This window comes from Paenibacillus sp. 1_12 (assembly GCF_900114475.1).
Taxonomy (GTDB): domain Bacteria; phylum Bacillota; class Bacilli; order Paenibacillales; family NBRC-103111; genus Paenibacillus_S.
The window spans coordinates 32,916-51,802 of sequence record NZ_FOTE01000021.1 but is presented as its reverse complement, the minus strand read 5'-3'; the positions used below and the strand labels follow the sequence as shown (position 1 = coordinate 51,802).

Annotated in this window: 18 protein-coding genes; 4 read left to right on the top strand and 14 right to left on the bottom strand. The window is 44.2% G+C overall.

Annotation, left to right across the window (positions count from 1 at the left end; translation table 11 throughout):
- Complete coding sequence (locus BM210_RS28660; protein ID WP_256224118.1) at positions 1-246, top strand: DUF2642 domain-containing protein; 246 nt, start codon at positions 1-3, stop codon at positions 244-246.
- 171 nt (positions 247-417) lie between these two features.
- On the opposite strand, the gene BM210_RS28655 is transcribed toward BM210_RS28660, so the two are convergent.
- From BM210_RS28655 to BM210_RS28610, 10 genes are all read right to left on the bottom strand, one after another.
- Complete coding sequence (locus BM210_RS28655; protein WP_256224117.1) at positions 418-1,266, bottom strand: ABC transporter permease; 849 nt, start codon at positions 1,264-1,266, stop codon at positions 418-420.
- A 3-nt stretch (positions 1,267-1,269) separates the two neighbouring features.
- Positions 1,270-2,046 (bottom strand): ABC transporter ATP-binding protein, encoded by a 777-nt coding sequence (locus BM210_RS28650; RefSeq protein WP_091175849.1) that lies wholly within the window; start codon positions 2,044-2,046, stop codon positions 1,270-1,272.
- 4 nt (positions 2,047-2,050) lie between these two features.
- The gene (locus BM210_RS28645) at positions 2,051-3,112 is read right to left on the bottom strand and encodes an ABC transporter substrate-binding protein (RefSeq protein WP_091175847.1); all 1,062 of its coding nucleotides are present in this window, start codon (positions 3,110-3,112) and stop codon (positions 2,051-2,053) included.
- A gap of 132 nt (positions 3,113-3,244) precedes the next feature.
- Positions 3,245-3,739 (bottom strand): DinB family protein, encoded by a 495-nt coding sequence (locus BM210_RS28640; RefSeq protein ID WP_177238055.1) that lies wholly within the window; start codon positions 3,737-3,739, stop codon positions 3,245-3,247.
- Positions 3,740-3,840: 101 nt separating this feature from the next.
- The gene (locus BM210_RS28635; protein WP_256224116.1) at positions 3,841-5,280 is read right to left on the bottom strand and encodes a M14 family zinc carboxypeptidase; all 1,440 of its coding nucleotides are present in this window, start codon (positions 5,278-5,280) and stop codon (positions 3,841-3,843) included.
- Positions 5,281-5,644: 364 nt separating this feature from the next.
- Positions 5,645-6,970, bottom strand: a complete 1,326-nt coding sequence (locus BM210_RS28630) for a sulfatase family protein (protein WP_091175844.1) — start codon at positions 6,968-6,970, stop codon at positions 5,645-5,647.
- A gap of 26 nt (positions 6,971-6,996) precedes the next feature.
- A complete protein-coding gene (locus BM210_RS28625) occupies positions 6,997-8,385 on the bottom strand; it encodes a sulfatase family protein (protein ID WP_091175843.1) in 1,389 nt (462 codons plus the stop codon).
- A 50-nt stretch (positions 8,386-8,435) separates the two neighbouring features.
- A complete protein-coding gene (locus BM210_RS28620; RefSeq protein WP_091175841.1) occupies positions 8,436-9,224 on the bottom strand; it encodes a carbohydrate ABC transporter permease in 789 nt (262 codons plus the stop codon).
- A 4-nt stretch (positions 9,225-9,228) separates the two neighbouring features.
- The gene (locus BM210_RS28615; protein ID WP_091175840.1) at positions 9,229-10,137 is read right to left on the bottom strand and encodes a carbohydrate ABC transporter permease; all 909 of its coding nucleotides are present in this window, start codon (positions 10,135-10,137) and stop codon (positions 9,229-9,231) included.
- A gap of 129 nt (positions 10,138-10,266) precedes the next feature.
- Entirely contained in the window at positions 10,267-11,610 is a 1,344-nt protein-coding gene (locus BM210_RS28610; protein ID WP_091175838.1) for an ABC transporter substrate-binding protein, read from the bottom strand.
- A 669-nt stretch (positions 11,611-12,279) separates the two neighbouring features.
- On the opposite strand from BM210_RS28610, the gene BM210_RS28605 reads away from it, so the two are divergent.
- Entirely contained in the window at positions 12,280-13,494 is a 1,215-nt protein-coding gene (locus tag BM210_RS28605) for an ROK family protein (protein WP_091175837.1), read from the top strand.
- Between the two features lie 151 nt (positions 13,495-13,645).
- On the opposite strand, the gene BM210_RS28600 is transcribed toward BM210_RS28605, so the two are convergent.
- A complete protein-coding gene (locus tag BM210_RS28600) occupies positions 13,646-15,523 on the bottom strand; it encodes a PQQ-binding-like beta-propeller repeat protein (protein WP_091175835.1) in 1,878 nt (625 codons plus the stop codon).
- Positions 15,524-15,671: 148 nt separating this feature from the next.
- Positions 15,672-16,238 (bottom strand): TetR/AcrR family transcriptional regulator, encoded by a 567-nt coding sequence (locus BM210_RS28595; protein ID WP_091175834.1) that lies wholly within the window; start codon positions 16,236-16,238, stop codon positions 15,672-15,674.
- A gap of 279 nt (positions 16,239-16,517) precedes the next feature.
- On the opposite strand from BM210_RS28595, the gene BM210_RS28590 reads away from it, so the two are divergent.
- Together BM210_RS28590 and BM210_RS35070 are read left to right on the top strand one after the other, a co-directional pair.
- Positions 16,518-17,462 (top strand): ABC transporter substrate-binding protein, encoded by a 945-nt coding sequence (locus BM210_RS28590; protein ID WP_371263563.1) that lies wholly within the window; start codon positions 16,518-16,520, stop codon positions 17,460-17,462.
- A gap of 118 nt (positions 17,463-17,580) precedes the next feature.
- A complete protein-coding gene (locus BM210_RS35070; protein ID WP_177238054.1) occupies positions 17,581-17,742 on the top strand; it encodes a hypothetical protein in 162 nt (53 codons plus the stop codon).
- Positions 17,743-17,882: 140 nt separating this feature from the next.
- On the opposite strand, the gene BM210_RS35880 is transcribed toward BM210_RS35070, so the two are convergent.
- Positions 17,883-18,017: a hypothetical protein gene (locus BM210_RS35880; RefSeq protein ID WP_256224115.1), complete on the bottom strand. Its 135-nt coding sequence runs from the start codon at positions 18,015-18,017 to the stop codon at positions 17,883-17,885.
- A 62-nt stretch (positions 18,018-18,079) separates the two neighbouring features.
- Entirely contained in the window at positions 18,080-18,814 is a 735-nt protein-coding gene (locus BM210_RS28580; RefSeq protein ID WP_091175830.1) for a class I SAM-dependent methyltransferase, read from the bottom strand.
- Positions 18,815-18,887 lie beyond the last annotated feature (73 nt).

Genomic DNA, 18,887 nt, shown 5'->3' with positions numbered 1-18,887 from the left:
GTGAATTATTATCAAGTGCCCTATCATCAACAAGCAGGAACACAAGCAGTAACCGTCTACCCAACCGACCCGTGTGTGGTTGAAACCCTGCAATCCATAATCGGGCAATGTGTGGTAATAGAAACAACCCGTGGTCGGATTGAAGGAATCGTTCAAGGTTGCAAGCCTGATCATGTTATATTAATGAATCGGAACAAAACCTTCTTCGTTCGAATTTGTGAAATCGTTTGGATTATGCCTGATTAATCAGCTGAAGGAGCTTCAATGAAAGCTCCTGTTTGATTCAAGATGAAACAAGCAGTCTTGTATCACCTTTGCTTTAGAATGAGCAAGAGACACCGTCCCTTATAGGACCGGTGTCTCTTGTTTACATGTGGTATTACGATAAATGCATTTTAACCTTAATCCATTAACAGCTTATTTCCATGGCAGCAGCCTGCGCTCTAACCACTGGAGCCCCCGATTAAAGAGCAGCCCCAACAATGAGAGCAATAAAACACCGACCATAAGCTTGGTCGTAATCATCAGATTGCCGTAGTGTAAAATCATAGAGCCTAAGCCCTGCTGAGCGGCAATCATCTCTGATGAAACAAGCAGCAGGAGAGAGGTCCCCGCCGCAAGCTTAAGTCCTGCAAAAATCATCGGCAGCGATCCCGGAAGAATGACCTTACGGATGACGTTCAAATGACTGGAGCCGAACGTAACCGCCGCTTTGATCCATATCGGATCGACATTCTTTACCCCTGAGAAGGTATTAATGACAACGGGAAAAAATACACCGAGGGCAATCATCGTAAATTTTGGCGTTTCCCCAATTCCGAGCCATAAAATAATCAAGGGCAGCAGCGCAATTTTCGGAATCGGATAAATAGAATACACAATGGGTGTGAGAATGGCGTCCATCCAACGCGAAAAGCCTAACAGCAGCCCGACAATAATCCCTAATACCGAGCCGATCGCATACCCGATGGCGATTCTGTAAAGACTCGCAAGTACATTTTCGTGCAGTTCACCGCTGATCAGCATATCCCAGCCTGCCGAAATAATAGACGTCGGTGCCGGCAGGAACAACGGCGGTACAAGCTCCAATCGGCAGATTACTTCCCATAGCAGCAATAAACCGACAATGCCGAGAACGGATGCGTAGCCCGGTATTTTCTGCTCCAGAAATGAGACGCGATTGCGAATGATATGCCGCTGCTTTCCTTGCTCCGCAGCTTGGGAAGGTGTTTTGTTCATATTTTCTTCTTTGGAAAATGGATTCATGGCTTAACCCTCCTTCAACGCTTCTTGGGCGTCATGCCGGATCAGCTGCCAGATTTCATTGGCATACCGCTCAGAAGCAGCCCGGTGCTGCTCCTGATCTCTACCCGTCTTCGGCAGATCGATATGAATCACTTCCTTGATTTGTCCCGGATGACGGGATAGCACAATAACCCGGTCAGCCAAATAGACGGCCTCCTGAATATTGTGAGTGACATACAAGGTGCTCAATCGCGTGCGATTCCAGATAGAGAGCAGTTCCTCCTGCATAAGCGTACGCGTCTGAGCATCCAGTGCGGAGAACGGTTCATCCATTAGCAGTAGATCCGGCTCAACAGCCAACGCTCGCGCAATACCCGCACGTTGGCGCATTCCCCCCGACAGCTGTTTGGGGTAAGCTGACTCAAACCCTGTCAGACCCACCATATCGATAAAGTGCTTACCCTTTTCGCGCTGCTCCTGCTTACTGGCTCCCTGCTCCTCCAAACCGAAAATAACATTTTCATAAACGGTACGCCATGGAAAAAGTGCGATTTCCTGGAAGACGATACCGAGCCGCGGAGGCTTGCCAGAAGACACACCCTCAAAATAAACCTCGCCGCTGGAGGGCGTGAGCAGACCGCCGACAATATTCAATAGCGTCGATTTTCCGCAGCCGCTGGGACCTACAAGTACTACGAATTCCTGTTCCTCAATCGTAAAGTTGATGTTTTGGAGAGCGGTAATATCGCGCTTTTTGGCATCCATAAACCGCTTCTCCACGTTATTGACTACAATTCTCATAACGTTATTTCCCCAGCTTCTTTAAGGCTTCGTCCAGCAGCTCGGTATTCACGATACCACTAGTGTCAATCGCTTTTTCGATCAGCTTCTCTTTGGCATACCAGTCCACCTGCGTCTTGATATCTGTCGCCAAAAGCTTACCGTCGCGGTCCATGTAAGGAAGGCCTTGTTTCACAATTTCTTCCGGTTGATCGGTATATTTAGCAACAATTTTTACAACCTCATCATAATTCGCGCCAGGCACGACTTTGCCATCCTTTTGCGTCAGTACAGCATCGTAGTAGTAACGAGTTGCCTTGGCATAAGCCTGCAAAAAGCGTACAGCTGCATCTTTATTACCCGCAAGCTTCGGTGAGAAGAACAGGCCGGACGTTTGGTAGTCCATCTCGTCGCCTACTTGTGACACGACTTTACCATAGCCTTCCTTGACAACAGCAGTGATGTTCGGCTCGTTCAGCATAACGGCATCAACCTGCTTGCTTTTCAATGATTCCATCAAGCCCTTGATGCTGTTCAGCGGCACTAGCTCGATATCTTTAAGCGTCAAACCATGCTTTTCCAGCAGTCTTCCCACCATGTAATGATAAGTGGAGCCGGTTTGGGTGATCCCGATCTTCTTGCCTTTTAATTCCTCGATCGATTTAACAGAAGAGTCTTTGGGAACCAGTAATGCTGTTGATGAATAGCCCTTTTGCTCTCTGCCTTTATCCGCAACAATAAGCAGCTTTTGACCACCGGCCACCATGTTATATAGACTCGCCGTTATCCCGGTCGCACCTACATCGACACTGCCTCCTGCAGTAGCTACGGCAATGGGCTGTGCGGCGTCAAACCATTTGGCTTTTGCATCAATGTTCAGGTCCTTAAAAAAGCCCTTCTCAATCCCAATAAATAACGGGGCGGAGCTGGCCAGCTTGAGCATGCCGATCTCTACCGAAACTGCTTCAGCCTTAACAGGCTCTGCCGTGCTGCCCGTTGTTGGTGCCGCTTCCTTTTTCCCACAGCCAGCAAGTACTGTTGTCACACAAATTATCGCAGTTAATGCGATGAGTGATGCCTTTTTCATTCTGTTTACCCTCCAATAGGTTTCAAGGTTGAAATAAATCATTTCATTATTCGACAGACCATAGAGGAGTTCCTGCTAATTTCACAAATAAATTGAACATCGTTTCCTATATGTGAACACACAAATTTATGATTAATGTCTCCATTTGAGTACGTGGACATTTTCCCCCTGAATTTGTCGAGCGATGTACACGATTTGTCCCGTGTGGTACGAATAATGCACCGTCATGTGATAGAGCAGCTCTTGAATTGAACGGGAGTAGGAAGCAATTCCCGCTCCTGAGGGATAAACGATGTTGACCTCCCTATGGAGGTCCCTCTCAGAAAGTGCCGCGAGCACAATACGTGATTGTTCCCGGACTGAGGTAAGATGCTCTGAAAGCTCCCGGCATGTATATCCGGCTTCCGCTAAAAATTCAACCGAGCGCTCACGCTCATAAGGATACCCGCCGATACTGTTTGCTATATTGTGATATTCGTTGCCAGACAGATGCAGACATAAATTGCCTATGCTGTTGGTCTCCTCACGCAGTCTTGTCCACAAAGCTTCATCGGAAATTCGAAGTAACGCTAATTGAATCTTTTCCAATTCTTTATCAAGTAATTGCAAGGTTAAATTGATAAACACTTGTATGCCTCCCATTTTGCATAAAAATACTTGTAAGTTCGCATGTAATCAGCTGCCAACCCGTTCAAAAAGTACAAGGTTTGTCCGAATTCAGCTTTGGCTTATTTCTTCTCCTGTATCCATCCATTGCCTGACCAGGTTCGGATTAATATCCAGTCATTCCAGCGCTCCAAGGTTTCCACTTCCTGTGGATCCAATTGGCCAAGCAACTGCGACTCATCGGGATTAGGAGATTTATAGATCGGAGTTGTATCCTTCAGGGTAATCCGGTTGGCGTAACTCTCACTATGTCCATGAAGATAAGATGCTTGACTCAGGTGAACCCACTTCGGACCGAGCCATGTAGGAACACGGTACCAATCTCCCAGACGCGCATCAGCTGTAATTTTTGCTTCATTTAGCTCCGCACCAACAGGAAATGAATCGCTCGGACGATTGTACAGCTGTACCGGATTAAGCAGTTGAATTTTTTCCTCTATCATTTCCATCGGATAGCGTTCCCACCACAGCTTGTACCCTTCTGAAGCCAAATATAAGCCGATCGACTGATTTTGATCCCAAATATCCGTAAAAGTCCAAAGCGGCAGCTCAGTTTCTTCTTGATATGGCCCTAATTCCGCGGTAAAACCAGGTCGTCCAAATTGCACGATAAACCAATCCGTGAATCCACCACCCGAAGGATTTTTGTCCGGTTTGACTTGGCCGTACCCTGTCATAGCACTTATGAAGTCAGCCATTTTCTTATCTCGTGCAAGGTGTTCGGCAGCCGTATGGAAATGCCAATATAACACTTCACCTGAGGTATGATAGGAAAAGACAATTTCCGGATCGCTCTCATATGTAAAATGAATCATGCTCTGGGCTTCCACTGTTTCTACAGGTTCAGAGCCTTTAAAGTTTTTGAATGTCGGGTAACGAGGCGAATTGCGAATACTGGTCCACATCGCAGGGTACTGACGGTTAATATCAATCCCTGATGCATTCGCCTTCCAGCGTTTAAAATTGGTGCTGCCGCCATTCATACTGGTGAGGTAGGCATGGTATGATTCTGGAAAAGCATTTAGCCCTTCTTGTTGAAGCGTCACACCATCCGGGTTGACCATCGGTACAAACCAGATCGAACACTGATCTAGCAATTGACGAACAGGATAATCATCATATTTCATATTATGCTCATAGGCATATGCATAGCGGTCTATCATATAAAGAATCAGGTTCGTCCCCATCCATTCTCTAGCATGCTGAGAACCGTCTATGAGAATAGAGGCTTCCCCCTTTCCTACTTTTACCGCCTTGATCTCCCTGCCAAAATCTGTCGTCCCAATCGATTTTACCGTGATCAATTCAGGATAAGCGGCTGCCAACTGATCGATGTGTTGTGTCATCAATTCATAGGTGTACACCTGATAAGGATCAACGATCTCCTTACTCTCCACATTTGAATTTGCTGCTGAACCATGTGCATTCCCCATAATAAGTAGGGCACCGAGAATAGCTACTAGCACTTGCAGCAGCCTTCTGCTCTTTCTCTCTGTCTCCAAGATCCTCTCTCCTATAATGTATGATTACTCTTCCGTAGGAAGAATTTACAAAAATGCTTATTTATTTTAATAGATTGCCGACAAAAATACTATATTTTCGACAGTATTTTACAAGAAAACGATACGATAGGGAATAAACATCCACCAACCAAAGAGAGTTCCAGGTTTTGAATGCGATGGAATCCATAGCAAAACGAATAAACGTTACCTCCACTCTCAAGGTAACGTTTATTCGTTTGTGGATATAACTTATGGAGGCAAATCCGTCATTCGCCGCAGCCCTTCGACAGAACAAATCTGCGGAGCGGCTTTGGCCTCCGCAGCCGCAACACATAGAGCCATGCATATAACATCCCGATAGGGGTTATTGAAGTGCAACCTTAAGCTGTGCGGCAATGTCTGGATGATCTTCTGCGATATTTTGATTTTCCCATGGGTCATATTTTATATGGTACAGACGATCAAGTTGGTCCTTCTCCACAATAAGCTTCCATTCTCCGCTTGAGACCATGCGCCATTGGCTCGGATGTTGAGGCCCTTCGTCCAAACCCGAAATTTGCGTCTCGCGCAATGTACCTGAATCACTAGATAGAATGTTTTTGAGTGACAGTGAGTCCTCCGCTTCCTTCATCGTTAAATCTGCCAAGTCTAGGATCGTGCCTGCCAGATCCTGTAGTTCTACAAGCGCATTACTGTATTGACCCTTCCGGATGTTAGGACCGCTAATGACCAGTGGAATATGTACGGATCCCCGTTCAGGCTTGCATTTTCCGAACTTATCGAAATCTCCCAGCATATCGCCATGGTCGGAGGCGTAAATAATCACCGTGTTGTCCATTTCTCCTCGTCGTCTTACCTCATCCAGAAGCAGCCCTATATTGCGATCGATATTTTCCAGCATCGCGGCGTAATTTTGCCTGATGCTATTCCAAGTTTCTTGTGGGAGGCTGCATTGATTCGGTTTCGGGAATTGAACCTTCTCCCATTCAGCCTTCATCCGATGCGTAATATCCCACGGCTCATGCGGCCCCACAAAATTAACCATCAGAAACCACGGCTGATCTTGAGGAAAATCCTTCAACATTTGAATCCCATTACGGGTCAGCCAATTATCGCAATAGGCCTCGTCCGGCAGATCTGTCGCGTTCGTCCGTTGACCGCGCTCTGTCATATCCTGCAGATGGATGTCGGAGAGCCCTTTATTGTATAAATAGTTCATATAAGGATCACGAGGGGACTCTTTACCTGAATGAATCGCATCGATTTTACCCGCATTGTCGATCGCGTCTGTAAATCCGAGCTGACCAAGATCGTCAATCCAGCCGTCCAGCCCCCACCATGGTGTTGCTTTATGAAGATCAAATTTGCCTACTCCTCCGACGCGATAGCCGTCTTCCTTCAAGATCGAATAAAATGTTTTTCGGGATAACGGGTAATCTTCATGGTTGCCCGTAACCTCTGCTTTATTATATCGCAATCCGGAAGCGAGACAGGCTCGGGCAGGAGCACATAGAGGCGAAGAAGTAACTGCCTTCGTAAAGGTGACACCCTGCTTCATCAGTGCTTCCAGATTGGGCAGACGCAGCGGTAATGCTTCCATGCCCAGAACGGACAAAATATGAGGAGCGTATGGCATCCAGTCTCCCCGATGTGTATCCGGGAATAGAAACAGAAAGTTCGTACGGTTCATTAACAGCTCACCTCTCTAAGGTTCATTTAAGAAGACATTGAATGAAGGATTGGGTCCTGAACGTTTCGCTGCCATTGCAATAATTCCTGCTCCATTTGTCGTATGCGAGCTTGCTGTTCGGGGTCTCCAACCAAATTACAAATTTCCCATGGGTCCTTCAGCAAATCAAATAACTGAATTTGATCCGATCCCGTCTCCCCGGAACGATAGTAGCGAATGTATTTCCAACGTCCGTCGCTAATCATGCGCTGAACATATTTATATGCAGAGAACACATTCTCTCTGATCATTGTCTTTTCTCCGAATATCATAGGAACCAGACTTCTGCCTTCCACCTTATCGGGCACTCTAGTTCCGATCACCTCACATAACGTCGGAAAAATATCCATTTGACATCCAAGTCCACTAACATTCACACCTTGTGGCAAACCAGGTCCATGCATAATAAGAGGAATATGAATGCTGTGCTCATACAAATTCTGCTTGCCTAAAAGTCCGTGCTGGCCCAAGGCAAGACCGTGATCCGCCGTATATACAATTAGGGTATGTTCAGCCTGGTTGCATGCTTCCAAGGCTTGCAAAATACGACCGATTTGTGCATCCATATGGGTGATCATACTGTAATATTCGGCTAGATGTCGACGAATCTCGTTTGGCTTCCTTGGAAATGAAGCCAGTTGTTCGTCACGCACATGCAGCTCCCCATTATCGAAAGGATGCTCGGTCATGAAGTTAGCAGGAAGCGGGATATCATTCACCTGATAAAGTTCTTGATAAGCTTGTGGCGGAGTCCTAGGGTCATGAGGAGCAGTAAATGCCAAATATAGTAGAAATGGATCGTCCTTCTCATAGCTTTGAATAAAATCGATGGCCGCTTCAGCAAAAAGCTCCGAAGAAAACGTATCGCTTGGGCAAGCCGCTTCCTCTGGAAATATACCATTTGTATCATATTCGTGTATGGGCAAACCGATATGATCCCCCATCCCACCAAAGAAAATCTTCGCTCCATCGGAAAAGCTTCGTACGAAGCTCTCTTTTCCATTATGCCACTTGCCGATGCCGAAGGTCTGATACCCATCTCTGCGAAGGACTTCCGGCAAAGTGGGAAGCTCAGGATTGAGAGCCCAAAGATCGCGGTTCTCCGTATCCCCAAGCGTAACCACCTTTTCCGACATGGTGGCACTAAAGACATTCGCACCCGTCAACAGACAAGCTCGGCTTGGCACACAAAGTGCAGCTGTTTGTCCCCCCATCGTATATATCGAATTAAAAAGAACACCATCAGCTGCCAGTTGATCCAGTATAGGTGTCTGCACAACCGGATTCCCGTACGCTCCTATACCATCGAATCGATGATCATCTGCAATTAGAAATAGTATATTCGGTTTTTTTTGCTCCGATTTATGTTCCCTCATCTTAACCTCCTAGCCATACTCAATGATCGAACGATGCTTGGCTTTGCCACTCATTTAATAGCACCACTCGTGAGGCCTCGCTGCATATATTTTTGGCCGAAAATATACAAAATCACAATGGGAATCGTAATTAACACCAGCGCCGCAAATACTTTGTGGTAATCGGATGTATACTCTTTAATGAAAAATTTGGGAGCCATCGTCACGGTCAGCATCGTTTCTTTATTAATAAAAACAAGCGGAAACAAATACTGATTCCACGAATTCAAAAACGCCAAAATTCCAATCGTCGTGAGCACAGGTATTGCTAAAGGCAATATAACGTGAACAAATCTCCCCCAAGCATTGGAGCCGTCCATCTCCGCTGCCTCCAACAACTCATTCGGAATCTCATCGAACGAATTTCGAGCAATTAATAATGAAAAGGGAATACTCATAGCGACTTCAGGACCGATCAGCGATAAATACGTATTGATCCAGTGAAAAGTTTTAATCGTTTGAAACAAAGGTACAAGCATGGCGACTGGAGGAATCATAAGCCCGATCAGACATATCGCGAATACGGAGGCATGCCCCGGGAATTTCAGTTTGCTGAAGCCAAACGCGGCCAACGAAACCGAAATGAGAAGGAGCAGCACGACCGAAGTGGATACAATAAAGCTATTCAACAGAAAATGCGGAAACAAATCCAAACTTAATACAGCTTGATAGTTCGCCCAATTGCCACCCTCAAGGGAATACATAACAAGATAAACCATGGGAATAACCCAAACCGCGGCCAAAATTAGGAGAAGGAGATTCATTGTCATTTTTTCAGCTAGCTGCAGTCGAACGAACATACTTCTACCTCCTAATCTTGTTATATACCTTCAGCTGAAATGCCGTATAAATAAATGCGATAAGCAGCAGAACGACGGAAACCGCTGAGCTGTACCCTGTTTTATATTTCAGCAAAGATTCCCTGAACAAATACGTCGATATGAGCTCCGTCACACCTCCCGGCCCTCCCTCTGTCATAATCCAAACCAAGTCGAACACTTTGAGAGCAAAAATAATGCCGAGGATCATCAGCGTGATGTGCGTACCGATCAAAATCGGAAAAATGATGTGGAAAAATTGCTTTACGACCCCAGCCCCATCAATCTTTGCCGCTTCGAATATTTCTTGGTCCATGTTTAATAGGCTCGTATAGTAAATCAACATATAAAATCCGGTATTGGCGAATATATACACAACCGCAATTGAATTTAAAGAAGTCGCCGGATCGGACAACCACGAATGCGTCCAGCTACTCAATCCAATGAAATGCAGTATATGGTTTAGCAGTCCGAAATTGGGTTCATAAATACCTGAGAAAGTCGTTCCAATGGTAACTACTGCAATAACATGCGGCAAAAAGAAAATCGATTTAAACAACCCGTCTGCAATCCAGACTCCATTTAACAAGGTGGCAAGAAGCAAGCCAAGAGCCATCGAAACGGGAATCGTTATGATCAAAAAATAAACCGTATTTCCAAACGCCTGATAGAAGTTAGGATCACTAAAAAGATTCACATAATTTTCGATCCCGATAAAAGATTTACTGCCAATTCCTGACCACTCAAAAAAACCGATATACACATTGTAAAAAATGCCGAAGAACGTAAACAAAGACACAATAATCAATAAGGGCAGACAAAAGTATAATCCGGTGAAGCGGCTTCGCTTCTTTTTCGCAGGCGACTTACTCCATTTCGTTAAAGCTATATCCAAGTGAATCCTCCTCGCAGCACATAATAGTGGGAGGAACCTCTGCCACAACCTACTCCATAGCAACAGCTTTGGAAGCCGATTTTGGCAGAGATCCAGTAATCATTATCCGAATTGGTCTTCTTGGCAGGCTTAGCGTTTCACTGCTTCCGAGGCTTTTTGAACCTCTGCCATAGCTTGTTCTGGGGTAGCGGTTCCGGCAGCAACCTTTTGCAAATTAAGAAAAAGTGCTTGTTCAATGGAAGCATTGTCCAAGAAGCGAATTCCCCCGACATCCTTCGTAAGCGCGTTTAAGATCACATCTACCGATTGCTTCTCAATGTCGGTTTTCAAATTCGCTTTATCCATGGACAAGCCCTCCTTAACTGGAAGGAATTGCAGCGCCTTGCTCAGTATCGTTTGGTATTCACCTGTAGCCATGAATTCCACGAATCTCCAAGCGGCATCCTTGTGTTTGGAATCTTTGCTGATCCCAAGCGGAACGTCCCCATTGATCAAAACATTTGATTTACCGCCAGCAATCGTCGGCATCGGCACGAGACCAAAGGTACGATCACCTATTTTCAGCCCATCCTTATTGGCTACATCGTTCATAATCCAGGCACCTACGAGGATCATCGGAAGCTGTCTCTTTTGCTCATACATCTCTCGAAGATCCGGGTCAAATTTAGTTGTCAGGTTTCCATCCTGAAATACATGATCCGTATAAAATTGTTTGAAGGCCGTCGTAGCTTGAATAAACACAGGATCGGTAAATTTGGCCTTCCCTGCATCCGCATCGTACAATTTGCCCGGAGCAATTTGATTAACCAGGGTATAGAATACATCTGTAACGGTGGCACTTTTGCCTCCAGCAAAGCCTAGCCGCGGAACAATTCCCGGCAATTTGGCATCTTCAAATTTCTTCACCACTTGCTTTAGTTCCTCATACGTCTTCGGGGGCTGTGCACCTACCTTGTTGAATAAATCTACATCATATGAAAGAAATGGGGTAACCGCAACACCGGTCGGGATCGTTCGATAATCGTTCTTTTTGGCCGATTCCATCGGTGTAGACTTGAATTTCTTTTCCCAATCCTTCCCTAACGATTTCTCCGCCAAGGGAGCCAAAGGCTCAAGAATAGGCGTATAATTTTTGATCATCGGTCCATTTGAAAAGGCCATTACGTCCGGAACCTCTCCACCTTGGATAGCAACTTGAATTTTCTTGTCATAGTCAGCTGATGGGGTACGCACATAATTCACTTTAATTTTAGGATATTTATCGTTAAAAGCTTTGATCAAATCCTGCCATACATTATCTTCCGGAGACCAGGACCAGAAAGAAATTTCCCCTGAGACCTCTTCAGTCTTTTGTACGGCTGGTGCTTTCGTTTCATTGGATGAGGCCACACTGCTGTCTTTTATTTGCGATGAGCATGCGGACAGAAGTAATACACCCACAAGCATAGCACTACCTAGACTCCATTTTCTCATGAACAGAACACCCCTTAAATAAGATGATAAAACGCATTCAGGACCGTTATATTTAGTATATATCTCATACTAAAAAAATCAACTTTAATTTGTTATATTGAGTTAATACCTTTTATTACAGCATAATAAACACATTTTTTTGTATACAAACCATACTAAATAAGCGCAAACATCCTAAATAAGGCCATAGCATCAAGACTGCATCCTGCTTAAGTACCCAAGGAACTGCGGCTTGGCTAACCGATACGTACAAGCAATTCATTTCTTTGGACGAGCTTACGCTGCCCAGCTAACCTCCTTCTTAATCCATTTGTAATCGTGCCATCCTTGGCGGGTTCGTTTGGGATTGCCATTATTGATGACACCCAAGGCAACAATCGAAAGCCCCACTTTCATATTAAGGTTACGGTGCGAGACCCACATGTATTTAGTATACCCAATATACCAAGTAAGTCTATAGGATATATAATATTAATTTAATGGCATTTCTGTAATAAGTCAATAATGAGTTTTGAATAGCGTATATAAAACGGATATACTCATTCAGGACACGCATTACGTTACTACCCTATATCCATACTATTCAGATATATTTTTGACATCCTCATTTTTTTAATATATCATTTAGACTTAATGGCTATGCAAAACTGAAGTAAGGTGGTGATCACCGTGCAACCTAAAGGTCCAATTGGTAATCATGATCTTGTCAAAAAAATAAATATGGAACATATCATCTCTACCATTCTTCAATATCGTCCTGTATCCCGTGCCAAAATCGCCTCGCTTACAGGTCTCAATAAGATGACCGTCTCTAGTTGTATAGATTTGCTCCTGCAAAAAGCAATTGTTGTCGAACTCGGTACTACAGGAACATCCAGGGGGCGCCCACCTATATTAGTCGATATCAACGAACTGGCTGGCATCTGTGTCGGAGTCGATGTAGAAGTCAACCAATATACCGTTCTCATTACCGATCTATTGGGCAAAAAACTGGAAAGCATGGTCTTTCCGTTGGAAAGCAAGGATCCCCATTATTTCGTAGATTCAATCTCGCGTATCTTGGCAGATTTAGAGCACACGCACGCCCAGCGCCAGCTTGGGATTGTAGGGGCTGGTATTGTCATTCAAGGGTATTATAATATACAAACCAATGTGGTCGAGTACAGTGCAAACCTTAAAGAATGGAATAGCTTTCCTTTGATGGAGGAGCTCACTAAACGCAACCCTAATCTCGCTATTTATATTAATCCTGCTCCTTATGCCGGGGCAATGGGAGAGGTTCATTTCGGTCGTTCCAAATCAGTAGATCATTTGGTTTATGTCACCAGTTCCTGGGGCATGTCTGTTGGCGTTTATAACAAGGGGGAGCTTTTCACCGGGTCCACGGGCACTGCGGGCAGACTAGGACATTCCACCATTCATATGAATGGGAAAAAATGCACCTGTGGCAGCAGAGGCTGTTGGGAAATGTACGCTTCTATTAAGGCGCTATACGAATTGCTGGAAGAAACCCCTCAGCAGCTATCGTTCGCAGATATTGTGGCAGGCATTCATAGTGGAGAGTCCAAAATAACCAGCGCCGTACATGAACTTGGGCATTATCACGGTATCGGGCTGGCTAATGTTATAAACGCATATAATCCAAAGGTGATTTGTATCGGGGGCCATCTTGCCCTGCTTGGTTCTACGTTTATCAACTCGATATGGAATACGTTAAACGAAGTGATTCCTGAGCGCTTCTTGAAAAATCTCGATATATATTGCTCCGATTTAGGGGAACTTGGCGTTGCACATGGAGGAGTTTCGATGGTTATAAGCCAGCTTTCCAATACGATTATCCGTTACTCCTTACTGGACTCATTCCGTGATCATCCTGTTGTATGAGTGATGCCAACACCTGGCGATTCGTTTCCATTCTTCAGCAATTGTCGCGCCATTCCATGATCGATGATTTTAAATCTACAAGCTTCCTCATAATAAAGAGCGTGCTAAGCGGCCATGATAGGTGCCGCTCCGCACGCTCTTTCATATCATTCTAACCCTTTTGCTTCATTTGCTCCTGTGCCTTTTTCAACTCGTCGTCCTTGAAATCCATAACACGGATGATGATTGAAGCTGCCTGTGCCTTCGTAATGGTTTGACTCGCGCTAAAATTTGCGATTCCATCTAGAAACTTAGCTTTATTAGCCGCTTCGATGTATTCCTGATCGGAGTAAACGACTGGCTTTGCAGAGAATGCAGGGAATTTTAATAAATATGCAGCTTTGGCAGCCATAACCGCACACTCCCCACTCGTAATAAGCTGATCCGGATTCAATTGACCCTCCCCTTTATCCAAGATCCGATAAGCAACAGCCTTCTCGATCCAGGGATATGACCATCGGTCCTCGGGAATATCTTTAAAAGTGGGTCCCTTGATCTGAATCCCTCCTGTCAAAGAACGGGTTAACATAACGATAAAATCTTCTTTTGTGATATTCGTATCAGGATGAACGAGGCCATCATTTGGAATGGAAAGGACTCCTTGACTATACAAGCGCAGCATATCTGATTCTACCGGATGGTTAACTAGATCCGTTAAGGAAAGTTTGGACGAAAATAGCCCGTTTATGGTGCCCTCCAATTGGCCATCTCCAAATCCAGCTAAATAATAAATCTGTTTCCGCTTAATATCAATAATAGACGGAATGACATTGGTATAAATCCTGCTCACATTGGGCTGTATACCGTGCTCACTATGAAGCCCTATAGCTGCCTCTACGGCTGAGCTTGATGAAAAAATGTAGGGAAAGCGCAAAAGTGGAATTAATTGATCCGGGTCTAGTTCAATCATGAGAGAAGTCTCTGTAGCCACAAATACAGCATCATTATTGATGATGTTAGAACCTGTAGCATGCAGTACATCGTAAACTACCCTTTTTATATTGCCATCTGCCGTATAGGAAACCTCATCGCTTCCATCGGTCCTATTGATTTTGTACAATGTCTTGGATTGATTGTCATAATAATAAATTCGACTCCAACCATATATAAAATGCAATTGTCTTCCGAAATCTCGACTCCAAACAAACTCCCCTTCTTTATCATAATATCGAGAGGTTGAGTTAGAGCGAAGTAATATGGAACCATCATCAAACACGTAATATCCTATTTGCCATACATTGGTGTTCAATTGGGCTACTTCTTCAACAGGGATCGTATAGGAAAGCTGACCGTACTCGTTGTATGCACGGATCGTGTCGCTATCTCTGGCAACAAACCATCCTGCCGGAATTTCCACATCCAGAGCTGACAAATCTGCATTAATTATAGAGTTAAAGCGCGGCCCCTCAAGCTCACCATGTACCGTTAAAGAGCCAAGTTCATCTCCGTTACTACTTAAAGAGATTAAACTGCTTGTTCCATTCAGATAGGCACCGTATAGATGGCAATAAACGTTAACACCATCTTCTTTTCGTACAGAAGCCTCGCAAGGCGAGTCGAAGTTTCTGTCCCACATTACGTCTCCAGAATGACTATCCACGGCATACAAATGAAAGTATCTTTTATCAGGTGTGGAGCTTCCCCTCATATAGACATAAACATTGCCATCACTGCTAATTGAAAAAAAAAGTGTTCCATTCGACACGTTAAAGTCTTGACGCCAGTTTAGCTTTCCTTCAGGTGACACTGAGCGAACGGTTACTTCATTCTCCGGCATCCTTGCGGCATATATGACGTTTCCATCGGAATCCAGTTTTGGTGCAGATGTATCTGAAGCAGGCCCTCCTCCAAATGGTGGTTTAAACACCCTTGCACCTGAGTCGCGAGCCCAATTGATATCTATACCTATCGGATATCTGATTTCTGCTTGCAGCAGAGGTGTAAAGCTCAACATAAATAGCACACAACATATCATTATCTTTTTCCACATGAAGATTCCACCCTTAGAAGTAAATTTAATCGATGATCCTCCTAAAGTTTCTACAAAATATTCCACAATCCTGCTATATAATGTATTTTTCTACATTCCTCGCATTCTAATTGCATTCCAGTATAAATGGAATCAATAGAGGGGTAACCTATAGAAATTCCCTCATAGAGGCTGATAAATGATTTACCAATAGACCCATCTCTTTGGGAGACATATTAAATTCCTGTAGTGTCCACTCAATGAGCATCGTATGTACGAGAGCAGAAAATGATTTTTGCGCATAGGAGCGGCGGTGATCAGGCTTATCTCCCGTTGATTCTTCCTGTTTGTTGATGAATAGCTCATCAATATAATCACTTAAACTTTTATAAATGATTTGCCTGATTTTCCGGTCCTTCAGTACGATGTTATGGATTAATGCCTCAGGAGCGTGAAGCTTCCAGTTGTTAAACAGCATGATAAACATATCTTCGTTATACATCTCGTTTTGTTGGAACTCCTTCCACATCCCCAGCATCAGTCCATTTAGATATTTCAGTAAAATCTCGTCTTTATCTTGAAAGTTGCGGTAAAACGTTTGTCGGGCAAGCCCAGCTCTATCCGTAATTTCCTTGATTGAAATTTGAGAGTAAGGCTTTTTTTGCATGAGTTGAAATAGAGCGATTTGTATCCATTCCTGCGATCGTAACGAAAGCTTATTTACAGGCTCCGCCATATGTTACACATCCTTAAAAATGTCTATTTTAACGTTCCTAGCCTTGCTAAACATTGCATAACGTTAAGTTTTATATTAATGTTACAAACATGCAACATATGTTACAGATGTAACACTTTACTTGCAAGTATTTGTATCCAGTCAAAGTCTTTGGGTATTTTTTTGAAAATCAAGTGATAATGATCATCATTATCACTAATTGACAAATTGACTATGGCTACATCATGCCAAACTATTTTAGGATTTGGAAGGAGCACTATTTTGTTTAAGTCAAAACGTATGCATACGCTGATCATTTTACTCCTGATTTCATCCCTACTTGCCGCATGCGGCAAAGATAACACACCTGCCACGGAACCCGCAGCAAAAAAAGCGGAAGCACGTACGATTACCCATGCCATGGGTGAGACGACTATCTCAGGTACGCCTAAGCGTATTGTCGTACTGACAAACCAAGGTACCGAGTCCCTGTTAGAACTGGGGATAAAACCGGTAGCTGCAGTAAAATCATGGATTGGTGAACCATGGTTCGACCATATCAAGGATCAAATGACCGGTGTAGAGGTTATCGGTGACGAAACACAGCCGAACCTTGAGCTGATCGCCAGCTTGAAGCCCGATTTAATTCTTGGAACCAAGGTCCGTCAGGAAAAAATTTACCCTTTACTCTCCAGTATTGCTCCCACTGTCTTTACAGAAAACTTGGGTGACAGTATGATTGAGAACTTTGAACTGTACGCTAAAGCGTTAAACAAGGAAGCTGAGGGGAAGCTTGCTGTAGATGGTTACAACAAGCTGATCGAGCAAACCAAAGCAACTCTTGGAGAAAAAACGAAGCTTCAGGTCTCCTTAGCACGTTTTCAACCTGGAAAAGTCCGTGTGTATTACAAAAATAATTTTGCCGGTATCATTCTGAAGCAACTCGGAATTGCCCGCCCCGACGCTCAAAATAAAGATGATTTCTCTGCTGACATTACCAAGGAACAAATTGACGTATTGGATGGAGATGTATTCTACTATTTTGTGTCTGATCGCAATGGCGAGACAGGTGCCTCAAAAACTACGGATGAATGGCTACAAAGTCCACTTGCACAAAACTTGAATGTGGTCAAAAAACAACAAACCTTTAGTGTAAATGAGTCTATCTGGAACACTTCTGGCGGTATTATTGCTGCAAGACTGATGATTGAGGACATTACAAAGAGGTTTCCAACACTGAAATAAAAGAGATCTAAATAAATACGATATACGAGTTAACAAACGGGATGAAAAAGCTAGGAGAAGGAATTGCATGATTTATTTCCATTAAGGGTACCTTATGGGTGAAATGGAGGTGATCCCGTTGAACAAAGGTCAACAAATAGCAAAAACACAAGAATTGTCTGCAGGTAAAATCGCACTGCAAGCCAATGAAGACAAGCAGGCTTATGCTTCCAGTCTAGTACAAGAGGATCTCCCAATAACGCCGAATCAAGATCAAGATCAAGATCAAGACAAGCGTTAAACGATCCACAGCACCAGAAGTGTGCGCATCATGACAAGAAGCTTTGGCTCGGCGAATTGGGCGAAACACCAAGGCTTGTGTAAACACAAAGAATGAAAGACAAAAAGGGCGTCCCCTGAGGACGTCCCTTTTGTCTTTCATTATGAAGACGAACCGATGTGCGGCAAATCCATAAGTCGCCGCCGCGTAATATTGAGCATTTTTGGGGAAGTGGCGTGGATTTTCAACAAGCTTGGACGTTCACACATCGTAACCATACCCCATCCTGCTGCCATGAGTCTAACACCTTATGAACTATCGTTCTCCGGTAGATTCTTAGCCACACTTACTACATATTCTAATTTTTTACCGCTGCGATCATGAGGAAGATAGGGCGTCTGGTATCGTCTCGCATGCCAGGATTCTTATCCAGCATTTCTTGTGATGGTTGAGGTTCGGAAACCTTCGTAATTCCAAAGCCGGAATCAATTAGTGCATTCATATAGGTAGCGACGGTTCGATGGTATTTGACGACATCATTGTCCAGAAATCTCGTCTGCCGTAAACCTTCATGGTAGTAATCATCGACAGGCCAATGTAATTTTTCGCCTTGCGGACCGTAGTACCAATCTTGTGAAGCAAGCGCGGTGAAGACCGGATGTTCAACCGAAAGCACGAAAGTACCTCCAGGTGTAAGGCAGTGATGAATTTTCTGACAAATGATATCAAAGCGCTCGATATAGTGGAGTGCAAGAGAGCTTATCACCACGTCAAATTGCCCTGCTGTAAAATCGATATCCTCGATGGGGAGAAGGAGATACTTGATCTCTGAATCATTGGTCATAGATCTGGCTCGCTCTAACATATTCTCTGAAAGGTCTACACCCACTACCGAACGAGCATGCTGTTCACGCGCATATAGGCAATGCCAGCCAAAGCCGCAGCCAAGATCAAGCACCTTTTTATCGCGCAGCTCAGGAAGCATTGCACGGAGTTCTTCCCATTCCCCAGCAGCATTCAATCCACCGATCGAACGAGGCATCTGACTGTAATTCGTGAAAAAATCTAAATCATCATATTTGTTCTGTTTCATAATGAACTAAGCCTCCTAATTTGAATTACTTTAAGATTACACCCTAATAAGCAACTGTCTCAAGTTCAACTCC